Source organism: Citrobacter sp. CK206, assembly GCF_030333125.1.
GTDB lineage: Bacteria > Pseudomonadota > Gammaproteobacteria > Enterobacterales > Enterobacteriaceae > Citrobacter_B > Citrobacter_B koseri.
The window spans coordinates 122,900-142,093 of sequence record NZ_JAOWGM010000028.1; the positions used below are offsets into that span (position 1 = coordinate 122,900).

Genomic DNA, 19,194 nt, shown 5'->3' on the forward strand with positions numbered 1-19,194 from the left:
CCGGGCATATCATGCGTTACGATTTCGTTGACTGCTCAAAGCGACGCAGCAGCTGATTACCACGCTCAACGGCGGCATCCAGCGCCTGCTGCGGGGATTTCTTCCCGGTCCACACGCTTTCCAGCTCCTCATCCACAATGGTGCGGATCTGCGGCATGTTGCCCAGACGCAGACCTTTGGTGAACGGCAACGGCGGCTTGTTCAGCATCTGGCGCGTGGCAATATCCGCGCCGGGGTTCTTGTCATAGAATCCCTGCTCGCGGGTCAGGTCGTAAGCCGCTTTGGTGATCGGCAGATAGCCGGTTTTTTGATGCCATTCAGCGGCATTTTCCGGCTTCGCCAGGAAGTCGAGGAATTTCGCCACGCCGGTGTAGGTCTCTTTGTCTTTACCCTGCATCACCCACAGGCTCGCCCCACCGATAATGGCGTTTTGCGGCGCATCTTTGGCGTCTGCGTCATAAGGCATCATGCCTACGCCGTAATTAAATTTGGCATAGTGGCGGATATCCGCCAGAGAACCGGAAGAGGCGGTGGTGATGGCACAATCGCCGTTGTAGAACTTCTCAGTGGATTCGTCTTTACGCCCGAAGTAGCTGAAATCACCCTTCTTGTTCAGTTCTTCCAGCAGCGCGATATGTTTCACCTGCTCCGGCTTGTTAAATTCCAGCACCGCGTCAGTACCGTCAAAGCCGTTATTTTGGGTAGCGACCGGCAGGCCGTGCCAGGCGCTGAAGTTTTCAATCTGAATCCAGCCCTGCCAGCCGCTGGCGTAGCCGCACTTCATTCCCGCCGCCTTCAGCTTCGCGGTGTACTCCGCCAGATCCTGCCAGGTTTTCGGCGGCTGCTCTGGATCTAAACCGGCTTTTTTGAAAGCGTCTTTGTTGTAGTACAGCACCGGTGTGGAGCTGTTAAACGGCTGGGACAACAGATGTCCGCTTTTGGAATCGGTGTAGTAACCGGACACCGTCGGTACAAACTGCGACTCATCGAAACTGATGCCCGCGTCGCTGAACACTTCATAGACCGGTTTAATCGCTTTCGACGCCATCATAGTCGCAGTGCCGACTTCATAAACCTGCAACAGCGCCGGAGCGTTACCGGTACGAAACGCAGCGATACCCGCGCTCAGGCTCTGTTCATAGTTGCCCTTATACACCGGCACAATCTTGTAATCAGGATTGGCCGCATTGAAACGTTGCGCCAGAGAATCAACCTCTTTCCCCAGCTCGCCTTCCATAGAATGCCAGAATGGAATGGTGGTAACAGCCATGGCGTTTCCCACGAATGCCAGGCTTAACGCCAGTCCTAACGCTGTATGTCGTAACGATGTCATTCGCTTATCTCTCTTGTTGTGCCGGATGCGCGATATCACGCGTTTTATGCTCGCGAGGTAACATGACATGCGCGAATGACAGAAAAATAACTTTTTAGTTACAAATAAATGACAGCCAAACGTCAGCAGGATGATAAGAAGATGATGGAATGGTGAAGATAATATGGAAGAAACAAAAAGCCGGGTGGCGGCTTCGCCTTACCCGGCCTACAGGATCGAGTAGGCCCGGTAAGCGTAGCGCCACCGGGCACACAGACGGTTCAGCCTCCGAGGTATGCGCTGCGCACCGCTTCGTTGGCCAGCAACGCATCGCCGGTATCTTCCAGCACCACATGACCGTTTTCCAGCACGTAGCCGCGATCCGCCAGCTTCAGCGCCTGATTCGCGTTCTGCTCGACGAGGAAGATGGTCATTCCCTGCTCGCGCAGCTGTTCGATGGTATCGAAAATCTGCTGGATGATGATCGGCGCCAGACCCAGGGACGGCTCATCCAACAGCAGCAAACGCGGCTGGCTCATCAATGCGCGGCCAATCGCCAGCATCTGCTGTTCACCACCGGACATGGTGCCCGCACGCTGGATACGACGCTCATGCAAACGCGGGAACAGCGCGTAAACCCACTTAATGCGCTCCTGAAACTGGTCGCGCTCGGCGAAAAAACCGCCCATCGCCAGGTTCTCTTCTACCGTCATACGGGAAAAGACGCGACGCCCTTCCGGGACAATCGCCACCGCTTCACGCATGATTTTCGCCGTCTGCCAGTCGGTAATGTCTTTACCATCAAACACAATCCGACCACTGGTGGCGCGCGGATCGCCGCATAACGTGCCGAGCAGCGTGGTTTTACCCGCGCCGTTGGCGCCAATCAGGGTGACGATTTCTCCCTGACGAATATGCAGGCTCACCTCGTGCAGCGCCTGGATTTTGCCGTAGTGGGCACTGACTTTGTCAAAGGACAACATGACTTTTTCCATCTTATGCGTCACCACCATTATGCTTCACCTAAATAGGCGCGGATCACGTCCGGGTTGTTGCGAACTTCTTCCGGCGTCCCGTTCGCCAGCGGCGTTCCCTGGTTCACCACGTAAATGCGATCGGAAATCCCCATCACCAGCTTCATATCATGCTCAATCAGCAGAATGGTGGTGTTGTGATGATTACGCAGCTCCGCAATTAATTCGTCCAGCTCTTTGGTCTCTTTCGGGTTCAGACCCGCCGCCGGTTCATCCAGCATCAGGATCTCCGGCTGCGTCACCATGCAGCGGGCGATCTCCAGACGACGCTGGTCGCCGTAGGCCAGGTTGCTGGCCTGGCGGTTGGCGTGCTCCAGCAGGCCGATACGCTCCAGCCAGGTGGCGGCGCGATCGAGCGCTTCACTCTGCGCCCGACGGAACGCCGGAGTCTTCAACAGACCCGAAAAGACGCCGGTTTTCAACTGCTGATGTTGCGCCACCAGCAGGTTTTCAATCACCGTCATCTCACGGAACAGGCGGACGTGCTGGAAGGTACGCACCACGCCCATACGGGCAATCTGCTGGCCCGGCAGCCCTTCCAGATGCTGATCGCGCAGCATAATGGTGCCGCCGGTCGGTTTATAGAAACCGGTCAGGCAGTTAAAGACCGTGGTTTTCCCGGCGCCGTTTGGCCCGATCAATGAGACGATTTCGCGTGGATGCAACTCCAGTTCAACGTTGTTTACCGCCAGCAGACCGCCAAAGCGCATCATCAGGCCGTTAACGGATAATAATGGCTGACTCATGCCTGCTCTCCTTTCGCTTCCCCGTTTTTCAGTTTCAACTGCGGACGGGTCATCGGCAGCAAGCCCTGCGGACGCCAGATCATCATCAGTACCATCAAACCACCGAGCATCAACATGCTGTATTCGTTGAAGTCACGCATCAGCTCGCGCGATACCACCAGCAGGATAGCGGCGAGAATAACGGCGAACTGCGAACCCATGCCGCCAAGCACCACAATCGCCAGTACAAAAGCGGATTCGGCGAAGGTGAACGACTCCGGGCTGACAAAGCCCTGGCGCGCGGCGAACAGCGTTCCGGCGAACCCCGCAAACGCGGCGCTGATGGTAAACGCCGTCAGCTTAATGCGCGTCGGGCTTAAGCCTAATGAACGGCAGGCAATTTCATCTTCACGCAGCGCTTCCCATGCCCGCCCCAGCGGCATACGCAGCAGACGGTTGATCACAAACAGCGAGAAGACGACCAGCAGCAACGCCACCAGGTAAAGCCAAATCACGCGGTCGGATGGATCGTATTTCACGCCGAAGAAGTTGCTGAAGGTATCCCAGCCGCCTTCACGGGCGGTACGGCTGAACTCCAGACCAAAGAATGTCGGTTTCGGGATCTGGCTGATACCGTTCGGCCCGCCGGTCACTTCGGTGTTATTGAGCAGCAGGATGCGCACAATCTCGCCAAATCCTAAGGTCACTATCGCCAGGTAGTCGCCGCGCAGGCGCAATACCGGGAAGCCAAGCAGGAAGCCCGCCGCCGCCGCAACCAGCCCCGCCAGCGGCAGGCAGGTCCAGAACCCCAGACCGTAATAGTGGTTCAGCAACGCGAAGGTATACGCACCAATGGCGTAGAAACCGCCGTAGCCCAGCACCAGCAGACCAGACAGCCCCACCACCACGTTCAGCCCAAGACCGAGGATGATATAAATCATGGTCAGCGTGGCGATATCAACGGTGCCGCGCGACACCATAAACGGCCACACGACGGCGATGACCAGCAGCGCAATCAGGAATAGCTTCTGCTTCACGGTTGAGCCATCAATCGCTGGCAGAACAAATTTAGGCCCGGAAATGCCCTTCAGGCTTTTCTGGAAAATCGGTCGCAGCAACTGGAAGAAAAAGACCACAGCAGTACCGATAAACACCCACTGCCAGCGAATATCCGCAGCAGTCCCCACCACCAGTTTGGTGCCATCGAGTTCCAGTTGAACGCCCATAAAGACGCCCGCCAGCACGAAGAACATGGCGGCAGAGAGCAGCGCCATCGCAAAATGCATCGGTTTCATACTTTCTCTACCTCCGGGCGGCCCAGGATACCGGTCGGCATGACCAGCAGCACCAGAATCAGCAGCGCAAACGACACCACATCTTTATATTCGGTACTCAGGTACGCAGAGGAGAGCGCTTCGGCGACGCCCAGAATCAGGCCGCCAATCATCGCGCCAGGAATGCTGCCGATGCCGCCAAGCACCGCGGCGGTGAAGGCCTTCATCCCGGCCATAAAGCCAATATACGGGTTGATAACGCCATAGAACTGACCGAGCAGCACGCCCGCCACCGCCGCCATCGCCGCGCCAATCACAAAGGTCAGCGCAATCACGCGGTCGGTATTAATGCCCAGCAGACTCGCCATTTTCAGGTCTTCCGCACAGGCGCGGCAGGCGCGTCCCATACGGGAGTAACGGATGAACAGCGTCAGCGCCAGCATCGCCAGGAAAGTGACAATCCAGATGACCAACTGCATGGTGGTAATGCTGGCGGCGAAGTTCTCACTGCTGCCGATAATCCACTGGCCGTTAAACAGGCTGGGGAGCGCCACGTCACGCGAACCTTCGGTAAGACTGACGTAGTTTTGCAGGAAAATAGACATCCCGATCGCGGAGATGAGCGCAATCAGTCGCTTGGAACTGCGCACTGGCCGATAGGCCACCCGTTCAATACTCCAGCCATAGGCGCTGGCGATAATGATAGCCCCGACGAACCCGGCGGCGACCAGCAGCCAGCTGGTATCAATGCCCATCATCATCAGCGCGGCGATGATCATGAAAGAGACATAGCTGCCGATCATATAGACCTCGCCGTGGGCGAAGTTGATCATGCCGATAATGCCGTAAACCATCGTATAGCCGATAGCGATCAGCGCATAAGTGCTTCCCAGCGTGACGCCGTTAAACATCTGCTGCAAGAAATAGAGAAACTGCTCGGACATAAGGTAACCTTTCTCAACCCGCCCGTTTTGCGCGGGCGGAGGGATAACTTGTCTTCAGGCGTTATTTGGCAACGGTCGATGAGCCGTCGGCATGCCACTGGAAGACACCAAACTCAAATCCCTTCAGATCGCCTTTTTCATCCCAGTTCAGCGGCCCAATCACGGTATCAGCCCCGTGTGCTTTCAGATCTTTCACCAGATCGAGCGGCGCTTTGCTGCCGGTACGATCCATTGCGGTTGCCAGCGACTGCACCGCAGCGTAGGTGATCCACACGTAAGGGCCGGTAGGATCTTTTTTGTCGGCTTTAAGGGCATCGACAATGCCTTTGTTCGCCGGGTCCTGGTCATAGCGTTTTGGCATCGTCACCAGCATGCCTTCTGCCGCCGCGCCAGCGATGTTGGACAGTGAGGCATTGCCCACGCCCTCTGGTCCCATAAACTGGGTTTTCAGGCCGATAGCGCGCGCCTGGCGCAGCATCTGGCCCATTTCCGGGTAGTAACCGCCGTAATAAACGAAGTCGATATTCTCTTTTTGCAGGCGGGCAATCAGCGCGGAAAAGTCTTTCTCGCCAGCGGTAATCCCGTCAAAGAACACGATATTGGCGTTGCCCGCTTTCAGGCTGTCCTGTACGGAACGCGCCAGACCTTCACCGTACTGCTGCTTATCGTGAATAATGGCGATACGCTGCGGCTTCACTTTCTCAAGAATATATTTCGCCGCCGTTGGCCCCTGGGAGGAGTCCAGGCCCGCCGTACGCATGATGTGTTCGTAGCCGCGCTGCGTCAGCTCCGGGTTTGTGGCGCCCGGGGAGATCATCAGGATGCCTTCATCTTCATAGATATCAGACGCGGGCTGTGTGGAAGAGGAGCACAGGTGGCCGATAACGTACTGAATGCCGTCGTTGACGATTTTGTTCGCCACCGCGACAGCCTGTTTCGGGTCACAGGCGTCGTCATACTCAACGCCCACCAGCTTATCGCCTTTGATGCCGCCTTTGGCGTTGATGTCTTTAATGGCCTGACGCGCGCCGTTAAATTCCATATCGCCCCACTGCGCTACCGGGCCGGACATCGCCCCGACAACGGCGACTTTAATATCGTCCGCCATTGCCGTATGCGACATCGCCAGTGCAACCACTCCTGCGATGATCGTTTTCGCATTCCGTTTCATTTACTGAATCCCCATTCGTGACGTTATTACACTTCATCCTTCACGCTGCTTCGGTGTTGGCTACGTGCGTTCCCCCAGTCACTTACTTATGTAAGCTCCGGGGATTCACGCTCTTGCCGCCTTGATGCACCTTGAATGATTTTGTGTATATATTTTGTATTTATGTGGTTAAAAAGCAGACTGTGCTTTTTTTGAACTATGCTATTTTTACCTGTTGCATTAATGGTTTAGCACAGTTTTTTATGCAAAATCAGAGTAAACACTCTATTTTTCAGTCGATTAAGAAAAGATAATATTCTGATTTCAGCTATAGATAAACAAAAAAAAGCGCACTTGTCAGCATAAAATAACGGTACAAAGAGCGGAATAAAACACTGCCTCCCAGGGGATTATCCTGCCTGTTTTTCATTCTCTGATGTTTCAAACTGTACTTATCGTTGCCAAAAAACTAATCGCCTGGTAAATGAAATAAAAAAGAGAAAGTGTCGGAACACATTATTTCGGTACACTGGTTCTCTCTTTGGTGATTTGGACATGCTGTCGATGAAGCTGACCATCGTTCGTTTAGAAAACTTTAGCGCCCAGGATCTCATCGATCTGGGTAAAATCTGGCCGGAATACTCCGCCTCGTCTTTAAGCGTAGATGATACTCACCGGATCTACGCGGCGCGTTTCAATGAGCGTCTGTTGGGCGCTGTGCGGGTAACGCTAAGCGGTACGCAAGGCGCGCTGGACTCATTGCGGGTTCGCGAGATCACGCGTCGTCGCGGCGTGGGGCAGTATCTGGTGGAAGAGGTGATCCGCAATAATCCGGGCGTTTCAGCCTGGTGGATGGCAGATGTCGGCGTCGAAGAGCGAGGCGTAATGGCGGCGTTTATGCAGGCATTAGGGTTTACGGCGCAGGCGGACGGCTGGGAAAAACGGTAATAAAAAAGCCGGATGGCGCTGACGCTTATCCGGCTTACGTGTTTCGCAACTCTCACGCAATTTTCCAGGGGGTAAGACGAAGCCGCCACCCGGCACTCAATTACCTGGCGTCGGTTGCTGTACCGTCGGCATGCCAGGTAAAGACGCCGAACTCAAAGCCTTTCAGATCGCCCTTCTCATCCCAGGACAACGGCCCCATAACGGTTTCCACGGTATTCGCTTTCAGGTATTTGGCGATTTCAGCCGGATCGTCGGACTGATTCAGACCCGCCTGCAATGACTGCAACGCCGCGTAGGTGGTCCACACAAACGCGCCGCTTGGGTCCTGTTTCTTCGCTTTGATCGCGTCTACAATCGGTTTGTTCGCCGGAACCTGATCGTAGTTCTTCGGCTTGGTGACCAGCATCCCCTCGGCAGACTCACCGGCAATGTTAGACAGCGACACGTTCGCTACCCCTTCCGGCCCCATAAACTTCGTTTTCAGGCCAGCAGCGCGAGCCTGGCGCAGGATCTGCCCCATCTCAGGGTGGTAGCCGCCGTAATACACAAAGTCGATGTTCTCTTTCTTCAGGCGCGCCACCAGGGTGGAGAAATCTTTCTCGCCGGCGGTAATCCCGTCGAAGAACACCACGTTGGCGTTGCCTTTTTTCAGGCCATCCTGCACCGCGCGCGCCAGGCCTTCACCGTACTGCTGCTTATCGTGAATAATGGCGATGCGCTGCGGCTTCACGCTTTCCAGAATATATTTCGCCGCCGTCGGCCCCTGATCGGAGTCCAGACCGGTGGTGCGCAGGATCAGCTGATAACCGCGCGCGGTCAGTTCCGGTGCGGTCGCAGCCGGAGTAATCATCAGAATGCCTTCGTCTTCATAGATATCAGACGCAGGCTGCGTGGATGAGGAGCACAGGTGGCCGATAACATATTTAATGCCGTCGTTGACCACTTTGTTGGCTACGGCTACCGCTTGTTTCGGGTCGCAGGCATCATCATATTTCACGGCAACCAGCTTATCGCCCTTGATGCCGCCTTTCGCGTTGATATCGGCAATCGCCTGCTCCGCGCCGGTAAATTCCTGATCGCCGTACTGCGCTACCGGGCCAGACATCGCGCCGACAACGGCCACTTTGATATCCTTAGCAAACGCCATATTGCTCAAAGACAGGGCGATACATCCTGCCAATAACGCTTTACCCTTCATATTCATCCTGAGAATCCCCATTATTGTGGTTATTACGTATGTTGTGATGTTGTTGTTCAGCACTTTATTTCAATTAATGGTAAGCCACCCGTGCTTTAGCAGCATACTCTGCTAAAACATACCCGATTTTTATGATTTTGGAATAGCTAATTTGACAGTCAGATAACAAGTTGATGACAAAACGGGGCACCGCCGCAACGGGCGGCATCGGTTTATCGTGTCAGCGAACGCGTAATGATCTCCAGCGCTTTACGGAACTGCGCATCGGGGATCGTCAGCGGATAGAGGAAGCGGATCACGTTGCCGTAAACACCGCAGCTGAGTAGCAGCAGACCCTCCTGCAACGCGCGATCCTGCACCTGCCGGGTAAATTCCGGGGACGGCTGGCCGGTCTGCGGATCGGTAAACTCTACCGCCACCATCGAGCCCTGCGCGCGGATCTCGGCAATGAACGGGCAGGCGGCTTTCGCTTTGTTCAACACCTCAACCAGATGCTGACCAAGCTGCGTGGCGCGAGTGCAGAGATCGTCTTCTTCAATCACATCAAGCACCGCATGCGCGGCGGCCACCGCCAGCGGGTTTCCGGCGTAGGTGCCGCCAAGACCGCCCGGCGCAGGCGCATCCATCACCTCGGCGCGACCGGATACCGCCGACAGCGGCATACCGCCAGCCAGACTTTTAGCCATCGTGATGAGATCCGGCTGAACGCCGTGGTGCTCCATCGCAAACAGTTTGCCTGTACGGGCAAAACCGGTCTGCACTTCATCGGCGATCAGCAAGATGCCGTGGGTATCGCATAACGTACGCAGCGCCTGCATGAAATCCGTTGGCGCGACGTTAAAGCCCCCTTCCCCCTGCACCGGTTCCAGGATAATGGCCGCCACCTGGTCCGGCGCAATATCGGCTTTAAAAATCCGTTCGAGACTGTTCAGCGCATCCGCCGTGGTAACGCCATGCAAAGGATTCGGATATTGCGCGTGATAGACCGATCCCGGGAACGGCCCAAAGCCAATTTTGTAGGGCGCGACCTTACCGGTGAGCGCCATCGTCATAAAGGTTCGCCCGTGAAACGCGCCGCCAAAGGTAATCAGCCCCGGTCGTCGGGTACAGGCGCGCGCAATTTTCACCGCGTTTTCGACCGCCTCCGCGCCGGTGGAGAAGAAAGCCGTTTTCGCCGGGCCGTTGACCGGCACACGCTCGTTAATACGCTCGGCAAGCGTAACGTAGCTTGCATAAGGCACGATTTGATACGCGGTATGGGTAAATGACTGGAGCTGTTTTTCAATTGCCGCGATGACTTTTGGATGGCGGTGCCCGGTGTTCAACACGGCAATTCCGGCGGCGAAATCAATCACCTCATTGCCTTCAATATCCCACAGCGTGGCGTTTTCCGCTCTGTCGGCATAGAAACCGCACATCACCCCGATGCCGCGCGGCGTCGCCTGCAACCGTCTTTCATTCAGTTCGTTATTTTTCACCTTCTCCCCCTAAGATGCGCACAACCCATCGGTAAGTGTTTGCCAGGGGGGAAGAATTCGCCAGAGCGGGGGAGAAAAAAAGCGTTATCCCCGTAGCCCGATAAGCGAAGCGCCATCGGGCATTTATGTCGGCCTGTTTGCCGGATGGCGGCGGTGCCTTATTCGGCCTGGAAAACAAAAAACCCCGGATTCTCATCCAGGGTTTTTCGGGCACTTCGCGGAAATTACGCTTCGATAGCGGCGCGCAGTTTCTTCATCGCGTTCTTTTCAAGCTGACGTACACGTTCAGCAGAAACGCCATAGCGATCGGCCAGCTCCTGTAGCGTGGACTTATTGTCTTCGTCCAGCCAACGGGCGCGAATGATGTCCTGGCTACGCTCGTCCAGACCTTCCATTGCGTGGGTCAGTTTGTTTGCCGCCTGATCTTCCCAGTTATCCTCTTCAATGCCGTCGGCAAAGTTAGAGGTTTTATCCTGCAAATACAGCACTGGCGCCATCGGCTGGCTGTCAGACTCGTCGTCCGAAGACATGTCAAACGTCATGTCCTGCGCCGCCATACGGGATTCCATCTCGCGGACGTCTTTGCTGGTTACGCCCAGTTCGCGCGCCACCATTTCCACTTCATCCTGATTAAACCAGCCCAGACGCTGCTTGGTTTTACGCAGGTTAAAGAACAGCTTACGCTGTGCTTTGGTGGTTGCGACTTTAACGATACGCCAGTTACGCAATACGTATTCGTGGATCTCCGCTTTGATCCAGTGCACGGCGAAAGAAACCAGGCGCACACCCACTTCCGGGTTAAAACGGCGCACGGCTTTCATCAGGCCGATGTTACCTTCCTGAATCAGATCCGCCTGCGGCAGGCCATAGCCCGCATAGTTACGAGCAACATGAACAACAAAGCGCAGGTGAGACAGAATCAGCGTCTTAGCTGCTTCCAGATCGCCCTGGTAATGCAGCTTTTCAGCCAGTGCCCGTTCTTCGTCAGCCGATAACATCGGCCACGCGTTTGCAGCCCGGATGTAAGATTCCAGGTTACCAACAGGGGCTAAAGCTAAATTTTGCATTTCTTTGGTCATTCAAATCCTCTCAATTTATATCGTCTGGCACTGCAAATGAGCAACAAACGTGCCAGCGTTTATGAGCAACGAGAATAGCACTCACTCTTTTATCAGACAGTGATTTTATCCACAAGTTCAATGCAACGTTGTGAATAAATTACGCACAAAATGTGACACCGCTATGAAAAAACACTGTGGGCAGGGAAATGAGATGTTTTGATGCTCTTTCCCTGCGAACGGGAACTCATTGCAGGGAAAGAGTATACCACGCTTTTATTAATCGGGAGTAAAGTGACGTAAATGTTGCACAGTGGCAAGCCACGCCGCAACCCAGCCGATCATCGAGCACACCAGCAGCAGCAACAGGCACTCATCGAACGATAAGCCATTGATATCAAACTTCGTTCCGAAAACCTGCGCCACTTCCGTCACCGCAGACGACAAGCGCATCACCAAAATTTCTGACAAAATCAGTGAAAGAAATGCCCCCGAAAAGCCGAGCAGCGCGCCGCCGTACAGGAACGGTCGCAGGATAAATCCATCCGTCGCGCCAATCAGTTTCTGCACGTTGATGGTGTCACGGCGGGCGAAAATGCTCAGGCGCACGCTGTTGCCGATGACGAGGAACACCGCCGCCACCATCAGCACGCCGATCATCGCGGAAACGCGCCCTACCAGCCCGGTCAGCGCCGCCAGACGGGCAAACCAGCTATCATCCATACGCACTTCATCAATGCCGTTAATCTGCGAGATGCGATCGCGTAACGTATTCAGCGACTCCGTTCCCTGGAAATCCAGTTTCGGGATCACCACCGCCACTGCCGGAAGCGGATTCTCTTCCAGCATGTCCAACGCGCCGCCAAAGCCAGACCAGTTGCGGAACTCGCCAAGCGCATCGTCGCGGGAGAGATAGTTGACCTTCTCCACCCCCTGCTCGGCCTGGAGCTGTGCGACCACCCCGGCGGCCGCGTCGTCATCCAGCGTCTTTTGCAGGTAAACGGTGATCTGCGGGGACGGATAGTACTGCGTCGCCGCCTGGTTGACGTTCTTATAGACCATGTAGCAGACGCTTGGCAGCGTCAGAGAGATGGCAATCACCATCACCGTCAGAAACGTCGCCAGCGGCTTGCTTTTCAGATCCTGTAACGCGCCCTGGAACGCATAGCGCACCTGCTCGTTAAAGACGTTGGTTTTACGCGAGTTCGGCTTTGGCGAGGGTTTTGCGCGTCTCGGCGCATTGCGGCCGCCGTCGCCGGACGAACCGCCAGATTTACGAAAACGGTCCAGTCTGCCGCCAAACTGCCTGATTTGGTTGATAGCGTCACGCTTATTCACTGACCAGGCCTCCATGCAAATGACCTTCGCTCAGGGTGAGCATACGGTACGAACGACGGGAGATAAGCCCGATGTCGTGCGTCGCCATCAATACCGTCACCCCAACGCGGTTAAACTCTTCAAACAGACGTAAAATCCCTTCCGATAAGGCATCATCCAGGTTCCCGGTCGGTTCATCCGCCAGCAGCACCGCAGGCTTGTTCACCACCGCACGGGCAATCCCCACGCGCTGCTGCTCACCGCCAGAGAGTTGAATGGGAAAATTCCTCGCTTTGTCCAGCAGCCCGACTTTATCCAGCGCCGCCGACACACGACGACGGATGTCGTCCCCGCTGGCGCCAGCGATAATCAACGGGATCGCCACGTTGTCATAGACCGTACGATCCATCAGCAGGTGGTGATCCTGGAAAATCATTCCGATCTGACGACGCAGAAACGGCACTTCACGGTTTTTCAGGCGCGTAATGTCATGCCCGCTGAAGAAGATTTTCCCGGCGCTCGGCCGTTCAATCCCACAGATAAGCTTCAGCAGGGTACTTTTCCCCGCGCCTGAGTGGCCGGTCAGAAACGCCATCTCGCCTGGCTGCATGTGGAATGTGACTCCTTGCAGCGCTTGTCTCCCACCGAGATAGGCCTTGCTGACATGTTCAAAGCGAATCATTGTTAATCCTCTCGGGCAAAAAGTGCCTCTATAAAATCGTCCGCCTTAAACGGACGTAAATCCTCGATACGTTCGCCCACACCAATATAGCGGATAGGAATGCCAAACTGATCGGCAACCGAGAAGATAACCCCACCCTTCGCCGTGCCATCCAGCTTGGTCAGGGTGATACCGGTCAGGCCAACCGCTTCATGGAACAGTTTGGCCTGGCTTATCGCATTCTGCCCGGTGCTGGCGTCGATGGTCAGCATCACTTCATGCGGCGCATCTTCGTCGAGTTTCTTCATCACGCGAACGATTTTTTTCAGTTCTTCCATCAGGTGCGCTTTGTTCTGCAAGCGACCCGCGGTATCGGCAATCAGCACATCCACATTACGCGCTTTCGCCGCCTGGATGGCGTCAAAGATAACGGAAGCGGAATCCGCGCCGGTATGCTGGGCGATAACCGGAATGTTGTTACGCTGGCCCCAGACCTGCAACTGCTCTACCGCCGCCGCACGGAAGGTATCCCCCGCCGCCAGCATCACGGATTTGCCCTGCTGCTCGAACTGACGCGCCAGCTTACCGATCGTGGTGGTTTTCCCCACGCCGTTAACGCCAACCATCAGAATAACAAATGGCGTTTTGCCTTCAATATTAAGCGGTTCGTCAACTTTTGCGAGGATATCGCCCATCTCGTCTTTCAGCAGGCCATACAGCGCTTCGGCGTCATGCAGCTGTTTGCGGCTGGCGCCCTCTGTCAGGTTAGCGATGATCTTGCGAGTGGTTTCCACGCCCACATCGGCAATCAGTAACTGCTCTTCCAGTTCTTCAAACAGATCATCGTCGATTTTCTTACCACGGAACAGACTGATAAATCCTGAACCGAGATTTTCTTTTGTTTTCAGAAGACTACGTTTCAGGCGCGCAAAGAAACCCTCTTTTGTCGGCTTCTCTTGCTCCTGAATCACCTCCTCAACCGGCGTCTCTTCTTCCGCCGCCGGCACGACAACCACCGCGTCTTCCGCCGCTTCCACCACCAGCGCCTGCGCTTCCCGTTCTTCGTCGGTCAGTTGCGGTTCGTTTTGCGCCTCTTCTTCTACCGCCTCCACGATCTCTACCGTTTCCGCTTCGGCCTGCCACTCTTCAGGCGACGTCTCTTCGACGTTCACCTCTTCCGGCAGCGGCAGTTCTTCATGTTCCACCACCGCCTGCGGCTCAACGATGTCTTCTTCAACCACGGGGTCAACAACAGGCTCTACGACAGGCTCTGGCTCAACCGGCTGCGGTTTTTCGCTTTCCTGAACCTGTTCGGTGACGTTCACCACGGCTTCGGCGAAAGCGTCGGTTTCCGCCTTGCCGTGGGCGTGCGTTTCCGCGTCGGCCTCTGCCGCCGTCTCAACCGGCGTTTCTGGCGCTAACAGTTCTTCAACACGCTGTTGTTCTTCGGTTTTTTGTTCCTGTTCCTGCTCTTTTTCACCAAAGCCCAGCCAGGAAAAGAAGCCACGTTTTTTCTGTTTTGCCATCTGCGACTGTACTCCTCGCGGTTAATATCTGGCGCTATATACATGGAAGCTAAAAAAATGATGAAATAGTCTACCACTTAACTTAATTCACATCACCGCCTGGAATGACACGTCAGCAGCGGATTGAGCAATAGAAATGAAAAAACCGAATCACTCTGGCAGCGGTCAAATCCGCATTATTGGCGGACAATGGCGGGGCCGTAAACTTCCGGTTCCCGACAGCCCAGGGCTGCGCCCGACAACCGACCGGGTTCGCGAGACGCTGTTTAACTGGCTGGCGCCGGTCATGGTAGACGCCCACTGTCTGGATTGTTTCGCCGGAAGCGGCGCGCTGGGGCTGGAAGCGCTTTCCCGCTATGCGGCGGGCGCGACGTTGCTGGAGATGGATCGCGCCGTGTCACAGCAGTTACAAAAGAATCTTGCTACGCTAAAGGCAGGCAACGCCCGCGTGGTCAACGCCAATACGCTGGCCTTTCTGGCGCAGACCGGTACGCCGCACAACGTGGTGTTTGTCGATCCCCCGTTTCGCAAAGGGCTGCTGGAAGAGACGTTAAGCCTGCTGGAAACGCACGGCTGGCTGGCTGATGACGCGTATATTTACGTCGAAAGCGAAGTCGAAAACGGTCTGCCGCCCGTCCCGGCAAACTGGTCGTTGTATCGTGAAAAAGTGGCCGGACAGGTCGCATACCGCCTGTATCAACGGGAAGCACAAGGAGAAAGCGATGCTGATTAATCTGGGTCGATTACTGATGCTGTGCGTCTGGGCATTTTTACTACTGAATATTTTCCAACCCTTTCCACGCCCGCTGAATATTTTCGTCAACGTCGCGCTGGTCTTTATGGTGCTGATGCACGGTATGCAGCTGGCGCTGTTAAAAAGCACCATGCCTAAAGACGGCCCGCAGATGACCACCGGCGAGAAAATCCGTATTTTCCTGTTCGGCGTGTTTGAGCTGCTGGTGTGGCAGAAGAAATTTAACGTTAAAAAATAACCTTTTGCCGGATGGCGGCTGCGCCTTATCCGACCTACAACCCCCTCAGACCGTAGGCCCGATAAGCAACACGCCATCGGGCGAAATCTTATGGCTGGGCGACAAAATCGACAAACCGCGAACCTTTGTAACTCAGCGTACCTTTATCCCCGACCGTTAACGCATGGTACTGTTGGGCATCAAGCCGAAACGTCTGCTCAAGCCCGCCGCGTTGCGGTTTAAAGCTAACCTCATAGCGCATACTGGTGCCCGCTGGCGTCACCTGCTGCTGACGCGAGCGCCGCTCGTTGATCGGCTTTTCGCGCTTATTGCTCACCACTACCTGCTTTTGCTGCAATGGCGCGGCATCGTTATCGGCTTTTTCTCGCCGCTGCGAAACAAAGCGAAACGACGCGGCGATAACAATCAAGCCAATGATAACAATGAAAAAAAGTGGTGGTTTACTCATCATTTTAACCCATCAGAAAATGCGGAAATAAGCATACCCTGCCCGTTATGGTGTTGTCATCTGCCTGCGCCGACCTCTACACTGGACAACAGGGCCGTGAGCATACCGCTCGCGAAAAAATAACGAATTCAAGGAACTAAGATGCTTTGGTCGTTTATCGCTGTCTGTCTTTCCGCATGGCTATTTGTGGACGCATCCTATCGTGGGCCAGCGTGGCAGCGCTGGGTCTTTAAACCTCTCACCCTGATTCTCCTTCTTTTACTCGCCTGGCAAGCGCCGATGTTCGACGCGATCAGCTACCTTGTGCTGGCGGGCCTGTGCGCCTCGTTGCTGGGCGATGCGTTGACGCTGTTGCCGCGCCAACGTCTGCTGTACGCCATTGGCGCATTCTTCCTGTCGCACCTGCTGTACACCCTCTATTTCGCCAGCCAGATGACGCTGTCGTTCTTCTGGCCATTGCCGTTAGTGCTGCTGGTGTTGGGCGGGTTGCTGATTGCGGTGATCTGGACGCGTCTGGAAGAGCTGCGCTGGCCGATATGCACCTTTATCGCCATGACGCTCATGATGGTCTGGCTGGCCGGTGAACTGTGGTTCTTCCGCCCGACCGCCCCGGCGCTCTCTGCTTTTATGGGCGCATCGTTGTTATTCCTCGGCAACATCGTCTGGCTGGGCAGCCATTACCGCTGCCGCTTCCGCGCGGATAACGCTATTTCCGCCGCCTGCTACTTTGCCGGGCACTTCCTGATTGTCCGCTCACTTTATCTTTAATAACGCTTGACTCTGGAGTCGACTCCAGAGTGTATCCTCCGGTTAATGAGAAAATTATCATCAACCGGAGGATGCCATGTTGACACCCGATACTGATGGCAAAAAAGTCCCACAATTTTCATCCTTCAAACTGGCGCCAGCCCCCCGGAAGGTAGATGACTGCTGCTGTGAGGGCGCCTGCGCAACGGAAGCTCTCGTTCCCGACACCATCGAAGGGACGCGTTACACCTGGAAAGTCGCCGGTATGGACTGCGCCGCCTGCGCCCGTAAAGTCGAAAACGCCGTGCGCCAGGTCGGGGGCGTCAATCAGGTACAGGTGCTGTTCGCCACCGAGAAACTGGTGGTGGATGCGAATGCCGATATCCGCCAACACGTTGAACGCGCCGTACAAAAGGCGGGTTATACCCTGCGTGATGAACAGGCCACAGCAGAGGCGCGCGAATCCCGGCTGCAAGAAAACCTGCCGCTGATCACGCTCATCATTATGATGGCGATTAGCTGGGGGCTGGAGCAATTCAACCATCCGTTCGGCCAACTGGCGTTTATCGCCACCACACTGGTCGGCCTGTATCCCATTGCCCGTCAGGCGCTGCGCCTGATGAAAACCGGTAGCTGGTTCGCTATCGAAACGCTGATGAGCGTGGCGGCGATTGGCGCGCTGTTTATTGGCGCGACGGCGGAAGCGGCGATGGTGCTGCTGTTATTTCTGATCGGCGAACGCCTCGAAGGGTGGGCTGCCAGCCGTGCCCGCAAAGGAGTCAGCGCGCTGATGGCCCTCAAACCGGAAACTGCCACGCGCCTGCGCGATGGCGTGCGCGAAGAGGTGGCGATCAACACCCTGCAACCCGGCGACATTATCGAAGTGGCGGCAGGCGGGCGCTTACCCGCCGACGGCAGGCTGGTCTCCGGTTTCGCCAGTTTTGATGAGAGCGCGCTCACCGGCGAGTCGATTCCGGTCGAGCGCTCAACGGGCGAGAAAGTCCCCGCCGGCGCCACCAGCGTGGATCGGCTCGTCACGCTGGAGGTGCTGTCAGAACCGGGCGCCAGCGCGATTGACCGTATCCTGAAGCTGATTGAAGAAGCCGAAGAACGCCGCGCGCCCATTGAGCGTTTTATTGACCGCTTCAGCCGGATTTACACCCCGGTGATTATGGCCGTCGCGCTGCTGGTCACGCTGGTGCCGCCACTGCTGTTTGCCGCGTCCTGGCAAGAGTGGATTTATAAGGGACTCACGCTGTTGCTGATTGGCTGCCCGTGTGCGCTGGTCATTTCCACCCCAGCGGCCATCACCTCCGGGCTGGCGGCGGCGGCACGTCGCGGGGCGTTGATTAAAGGCGGCGCAGCGCTGGAGCAGCTAGGCCGAGTCACTCAGGTGGCGTTCGATAAAACCGGTACCCTGACCGTAGGGAAACCGCGCGTCACCGCCATCCATCCGGCAAGCGGGATCGGCGAAGCGGAGCTGCTGGCGCTGGCGGCGGCGGTGGAACAAGGCGCGACGCACCCACTGGCGCAGGCCATTGTGCGTGAAGCGCAGACGCGTGAACTGACCATTCCGCCAGCGCTGGAGCAGCGCGCGCTGGTCGGTTCGGGTATCGAGGCTCAGGTTAATGGCGAGCGCATCCTGATTTGCGCCGCAGGCAAACGCCCGGCGGAAGCCTTTGCCGGGCAAATCAGCGAACTGGAAAGCGCCGGACAGACGGTCGTGCTGGTGCTGCGCAACGACGACGTAATCGGCGTGCTCGCCCTACAGGATACGCTGCGCGATGACGCCCGCACCGCGATCGGCGAGCTTAATCAGTTAGGGGTGAAAGGCGTGATCCTGACCGGCGATAACCCACGCGCGGCTGCGGCCATTGCCGGAGAGCTGGGCCTGACGTTTAAAGCGGGCCTGCTACCAGAAGATAAAGTCCGGGCGGTGACGGCGCTCAATCAGCACGCCCCGCTGGCGATGGTGGGTGACGGCATTAACGACGCCCCCGCAATGAAAGCCGCCGCGATAGGTATTGCGATGGGAAGCGGAACGGATGTCGCGCTGGAAACGGCAGACGCCGCCCTGACGCATAACCGCCTGCGCGGGCTGGTACAGATGATCCAGCTGGCGCGCGCCACCCACGCCAATATTCGTCAGAACATCGCGATTGCCCTGGGGCTGAAAGGGATCTTCCTCATCACCACGCTGCTCGGCATAACCGGTCTGTGGCTGGCCGTGCTGGCGGATACCGGGGCGACAGTGCTGGTGACTGCCAACGCGCTGCGGCTGTTGCGTAAAGGGTAGATTGTCGTCTGATGGCGCCAGGCTTATCAGGCCTACGGGGATCATGGCACGAACCCACGCAGGCCTGCTCATCCGGCGAAGCGAAG

The 19,194-nt window shown here is 56.2% G+C and carries 18 protein-coding genes; 5 read left to right on the forward strand and 13 right to left on the reverse strand.

What is annotated here, in order from left to right:
* Positions 1 to 16: 16 nt before the first annotated feature.
* The 6 genes from ugpB to livK all read right to left on the reverse strand — a co-directional run bounded on the left by ugpB (position 17) and on the right by livK (position 6,460).
* Positions 17 to 1,333, reverse strand: coding sequence for a sn-glycerol-3-phosphate ABC transporter substrate-binding protein UgpB (gene ugpB, locus OGX81_RS13165; RefSeq protein ID WP_024131025.1), 1,317 nt, complete (start codon positions 1,331 to 1,333; stop codon positions 17 to 19).
* Between the two features lie 260 nt (positions 1,334 to 1,593).
* A complete protein-coding gene (livF, locus tag OGX81_RS13170; RefSeq protein ID WP_047463875.1) occupies positions 1,594 to 2,307 on the reverse strand; it encodes a high-affinity branched-chain amino acid ABC transporter ATP-binding protein LivF in 714 nt (237 codons plus the stop codon).
* A 17-nt stretch (positions 2,308 to 2,324) separates the two neighbouring features.
* Entirely contained in the window at positions 2,325 to 3,092 is a 768-nt protein-coding gene (gene livG / locus OGX81_RS13175; protein WP_047460588.1) for a high-affinity branched-chain amino acid ABC transporter ATP-binding protein LivG, read from the reverse strand.
* A complete protein-coding gene (gene livM / locus OGX81_RS13180) occupies positions 3,089 to 4,366 on the reverse strand; it encodes a branched chain amino acid ABC transporter permease LivM (protein WP_012135563.1) in 1,278 nt (425 codons plus the stop codon). Before livM ends, livG begins: the two co-directional genes overlap by 4 nt.
* Positions 4,363 to 5,289 (reverse strand): high-affinity branched-chain amino acid ABC transporter permease LivH, encoded by a 927-nt coding sequence (gene livH / locus OGX81_RS13185; protein ID WP_012135564.1) that lies wholly within the window; start codon positions 5,287 to 5,289, stop codon positions 4,363 to 4,365. Before livH ends, livM begins: the two co-directional genes overlap by 4 nt.
* Positions 5,290 to 5,350: 61 nt before the next feature.
* On the reverse strand, positions 5,351 to 6,460 hold the full coding sequence (gene livK / locus OGX81_RS13190; protein WP_012135565.1) for a high-affinity branched-chain amino acid ABC transporter substrate-binding protein LivK: 1,110 nt from the start codon (positions 6,458 to 6,460) through the stop codon (positions 5,351 to 5,353).
* Between the two features lie 543 nt (positions 6,461 to 7,003).
* Here livK and panM point away from each other — a divergent pair.
* Positions 7,004 to 7,387, forward strand: a complete 384-nt coding sequence (gene panM, locus OGX81_RS13195) for an aspartate 1-decarboxylase autocleavage activator PanM (protein WP_024131029.1) — start codon at positions 7,004 to 7,006, stop codon at positions 7,385 to 7,387.
* Positions 7,388 to 7,487: 100 nt separating this feature from the next.
* On the opposite strand, the gene livJ is transcribed toward panM, so the two are convergent.
* The 6 genes from livJ to ftsY all read right to left on the reverse strand — a co-directional run bounded on the left by livJ (position 7,488) and on the right by ftsY (position 14,625).
* Positions 7,488 to 8,591 carry a branched chain amino acid ABC transporter substrate-binding protein LivJ gene (gene livJ / locus OGX81_RS13200; RefSeq protein ID WP_024131030.1) on the reverse strand — a complete coding sequence of 368 codons (1,104 nt, stop codon included), beginning with the start codon at positions 8,589 to 8,591 and terminating at the stop codon, positions 7,488 to 7,490.
* A gap of 206 nt (positions 8,592 to 8,797) precedes the next feature.
* The gene (locus OGX81_RS13205) at positions 8,798 to 10,063 is read right to left on the reverse strand and encodes a 4-aminobutyrate--2-oxoglutarate transaminase (RefSeq protein ID WP_104868088.1); all 1,266 of its coding nucleotides are present in this window, start codon (positions 10,061 to 10,063) and stop codon (positions 8,798 to 8,800) included.
* A 224-nt stretch (positions 10,064 to 10,287) separates the two neighbouring features.
* Positions 10,288 to 11,142, reverse strand: coding sequence for an RNA polymerase sigma factor RpoH (gene rpoH, locus OGX81_RS13210; RefSeq protein WP_012135571.1), 855 nt, complete (start codon positions 11,140 to 11,142; stop codon positions 10,288 to 10,290).
* A 258-nt stretch (positions 11,143 to 11,400) separates the two neighbouring features.
* Positions 11,401 to 12,459 carry a permease-like cell division protein FtsX gene (ftsX, locus tag OGX81_RS13215; RefSeq protein WP_024131031.1) on the reverse strand — a complete coding sequence of 353 codons (1,059 nt, stop codon included), beginning with the start codon at positions 12,457 to 12,459 and terminating at the stop codon, positions 11,401 to 11,403.
* The gene (gene ftsE / locus OGX81_RS13220) at positions 12,452 to 13,120 is read right to left on the reverse strand and encodes a cell division ATP-binding protein FtsE (RefSeq protein WP_012135575.1); all 669 of its coding nucleotides are present in this window, start codon (positions 13,118 to 13,120) and stop codon (positions 12,452 to 12,454) included. Before ftsE ends, ftsX begins: the two co-directional genes overlap by 8 nt.
* A 2-nt stretch (positions 13,121 to 13,122) precedes the next feature.
* Entirely contained in the window at positions 13,123 to 14,625 is a 1,503-nt protein-coding gene (ftsY, locus tag OGX81_RS13225; RefSeq protein ID WP_104868087.1) for a signal recognition particle-docking protein FtsY, read from the reverse strand.
* A gap of 136 nt (positions 14,626 to 14,761) precedes the next feature.
* Between ftsY and rsmD the strand changes: the two genes are divergently transcribed.
* Entirely contained in the window at positions 14,762 to 15,358 is a 597-nt protein-coding gene (gene rsmD, locus OGX81_RS13230; RefSeq protein ID WP_012135578.1) for a 16S rRNA (guanine(966)-N(2))-methyltransferase, read from the forward strand.
* Positions 15,348 to 15,617 (forward strand): DUF1145 family protein, encoded by a 270-nt coding sequence (locus tag OGX81_RS13235; RefSeq protein ID WP_012135579.1) that lies wholly within the window; start codon positions 15,348 to 15,350, stop codon positions 15,615 to 15,617. Before rsmD ends, OGX81_RS13235 begins: the two co-directional genes overlap by 11 nt.
* Positions 15,618 to 15,705: 88 nt before the next feature.
* Here OGX81_RS13235 and OGX81_RS13240 read toward each other — a convergent pair whose 3' ends face one another.
* Positions 15,706 to 16,065, reverse strand: coding sequence for a DUF2500 domain-containing protein (locus tag OGX81_RS13240; protein ID WP_104868086.1), 360 nt, complete (start codon positions 16,063 to 16,065; stop codon positions 15,706 to 15,708).
* 141 nt (positions 16,066 to 16,206) lie between these two features.
* On the opposite strand from OGX81_RS13240, the gene OGX81_RS13245 reads away from it, so the two are divergent.
* Complete coding sequence (locus OGX81_RS13245) at positions 16,207 to 16,833, forward strand: lysoplasmalogenase (protein WP_012135582.1); 627 nt, start codon at positions 16,207 to 16,209, stop codon at positions 16,831 to 16,833.
* A 76-nt stretch (positions 16,834 to 16,909) separates the two neighbouring features.
* Entirely contained in the window at positions 16,910 to 19,108 is a 2,199-nt protein-coding gene (zntA, locus tag OGX81_RS13250; RefSeq protein ID WP_104868085.1) for a Zn(II)/Cd(II)/Pb(II) translocating P-type ATPase ZntA, read from the forward strand.
* The last annotated feature ends 86 nt before the right edge of the window (positions 19,109 to 19,194 follow it).

Bases quoted from the DNA above. Each gene is read 5' to 3' on its own strand.
- OGX81_RS13235 (WP_012135579.1), top strand. From the start codon at position 15,348: ATGCTGATTAATCTGGGTCGATTACTGATGCTGTGCGTCTGGGCATTT.
- panM (WP_024131029.1), top strand. From the start codon at position 7,004: ATGAAGCTGACCATCGTTCGTTTAGAAAACTTTAGCGCCCAGGATCTC.
- ftsY (WP_104868087.1), bottom strand. From the start codon at position 14,625: ATGGCAAAACAGAAAAAACGTGGCTTCTTTTCCTGGCTGGGCTTTGGT.
- OGX81_RS13240 (WP_104868086.1), bottom strand. From the start codon at position 16,065: ATGAGTAAACCACCACTTTTTTTCATTGTTATCATTGGCTTGATTGTT.
- ftsE (WP_012135575.1), bottom strand. From the start codon at position 13,120: ATGATTCGCTTTGAACATGTCAGCAAGGCCTATCTCGGTGGGAGACAA.
- livJ (WP_024131030.1), bottom strand. From the start codon at position 8,591: ATGAATATGAAGGGTAAAGCGTTATTGGCAGGATGTATCGCCCTGTCT.
- livH (WP_012135564.1), bottom strand. From the start codon at position 5,289: ATGTCCGAGCAGTTTCTCTATTTCTTGCAGCAGATGTTTAACGGCGTC.
- livK (WP_012135565.1), bottom strand. From the start codon at position 6,460: ATGAAACGGAATGCGAAAACGATCATCGCAGGAGTGGTTGCACTGGCG.
- ugpB (WP_024131025.1), bottom strand. From the start codon at position 1,333: ATGACATCGTTACGACATACAGCGTTAGGACTGGCGTTAAGCCTGGCA.
- livM (WP_012135563.1), bottom strand. From the start codon at position 4,366: ATGAAACCGATGCATTTTGCGATGGCGCTGCTCTCTGCCGCCATGTTC.
- zntA (WP_104868085.1), top strand. From the start codon at position 16,910: ATGTTGACACCCGATACTGATGGCAAAAAAGTCCCACAATTTTCATCC.
- livF (WP_047463875.1), bottom strand. From the start codon at position 2,307: ATGGAAAAAGTCATGTTGTCCTTTGACAAAGTCAGTGCCCACTACGGC.
- OGX81_RS13245 (WP_012135582.1), top strand. From the start codon at position 16,207: ATGCTTTGGTCGTTTATCGCTGTCTGTCTTTCCGCATGGCTATTTGTG.
- rpoH (WP_012135571.1), bottom strand. From the start codon at position 11,142: ATGACCAAAGAAATGCAAAATTTAGCTTTAGCCCCTGTTGGTAACCTG.
- livG (WP_047460588.1), bottom strand. From the start codon at position 3,092: ATGAGTCAGCCATTATTATCCGTTAACGGCCTGATGATGCGCTTTGGC.
- rsmD (WP_012135578.1), top strand. From the start codon at position 14,762: ATGAAAAAACCGAATCACTCTGGCAGCGGTCAAATCCGCATTATTGGC.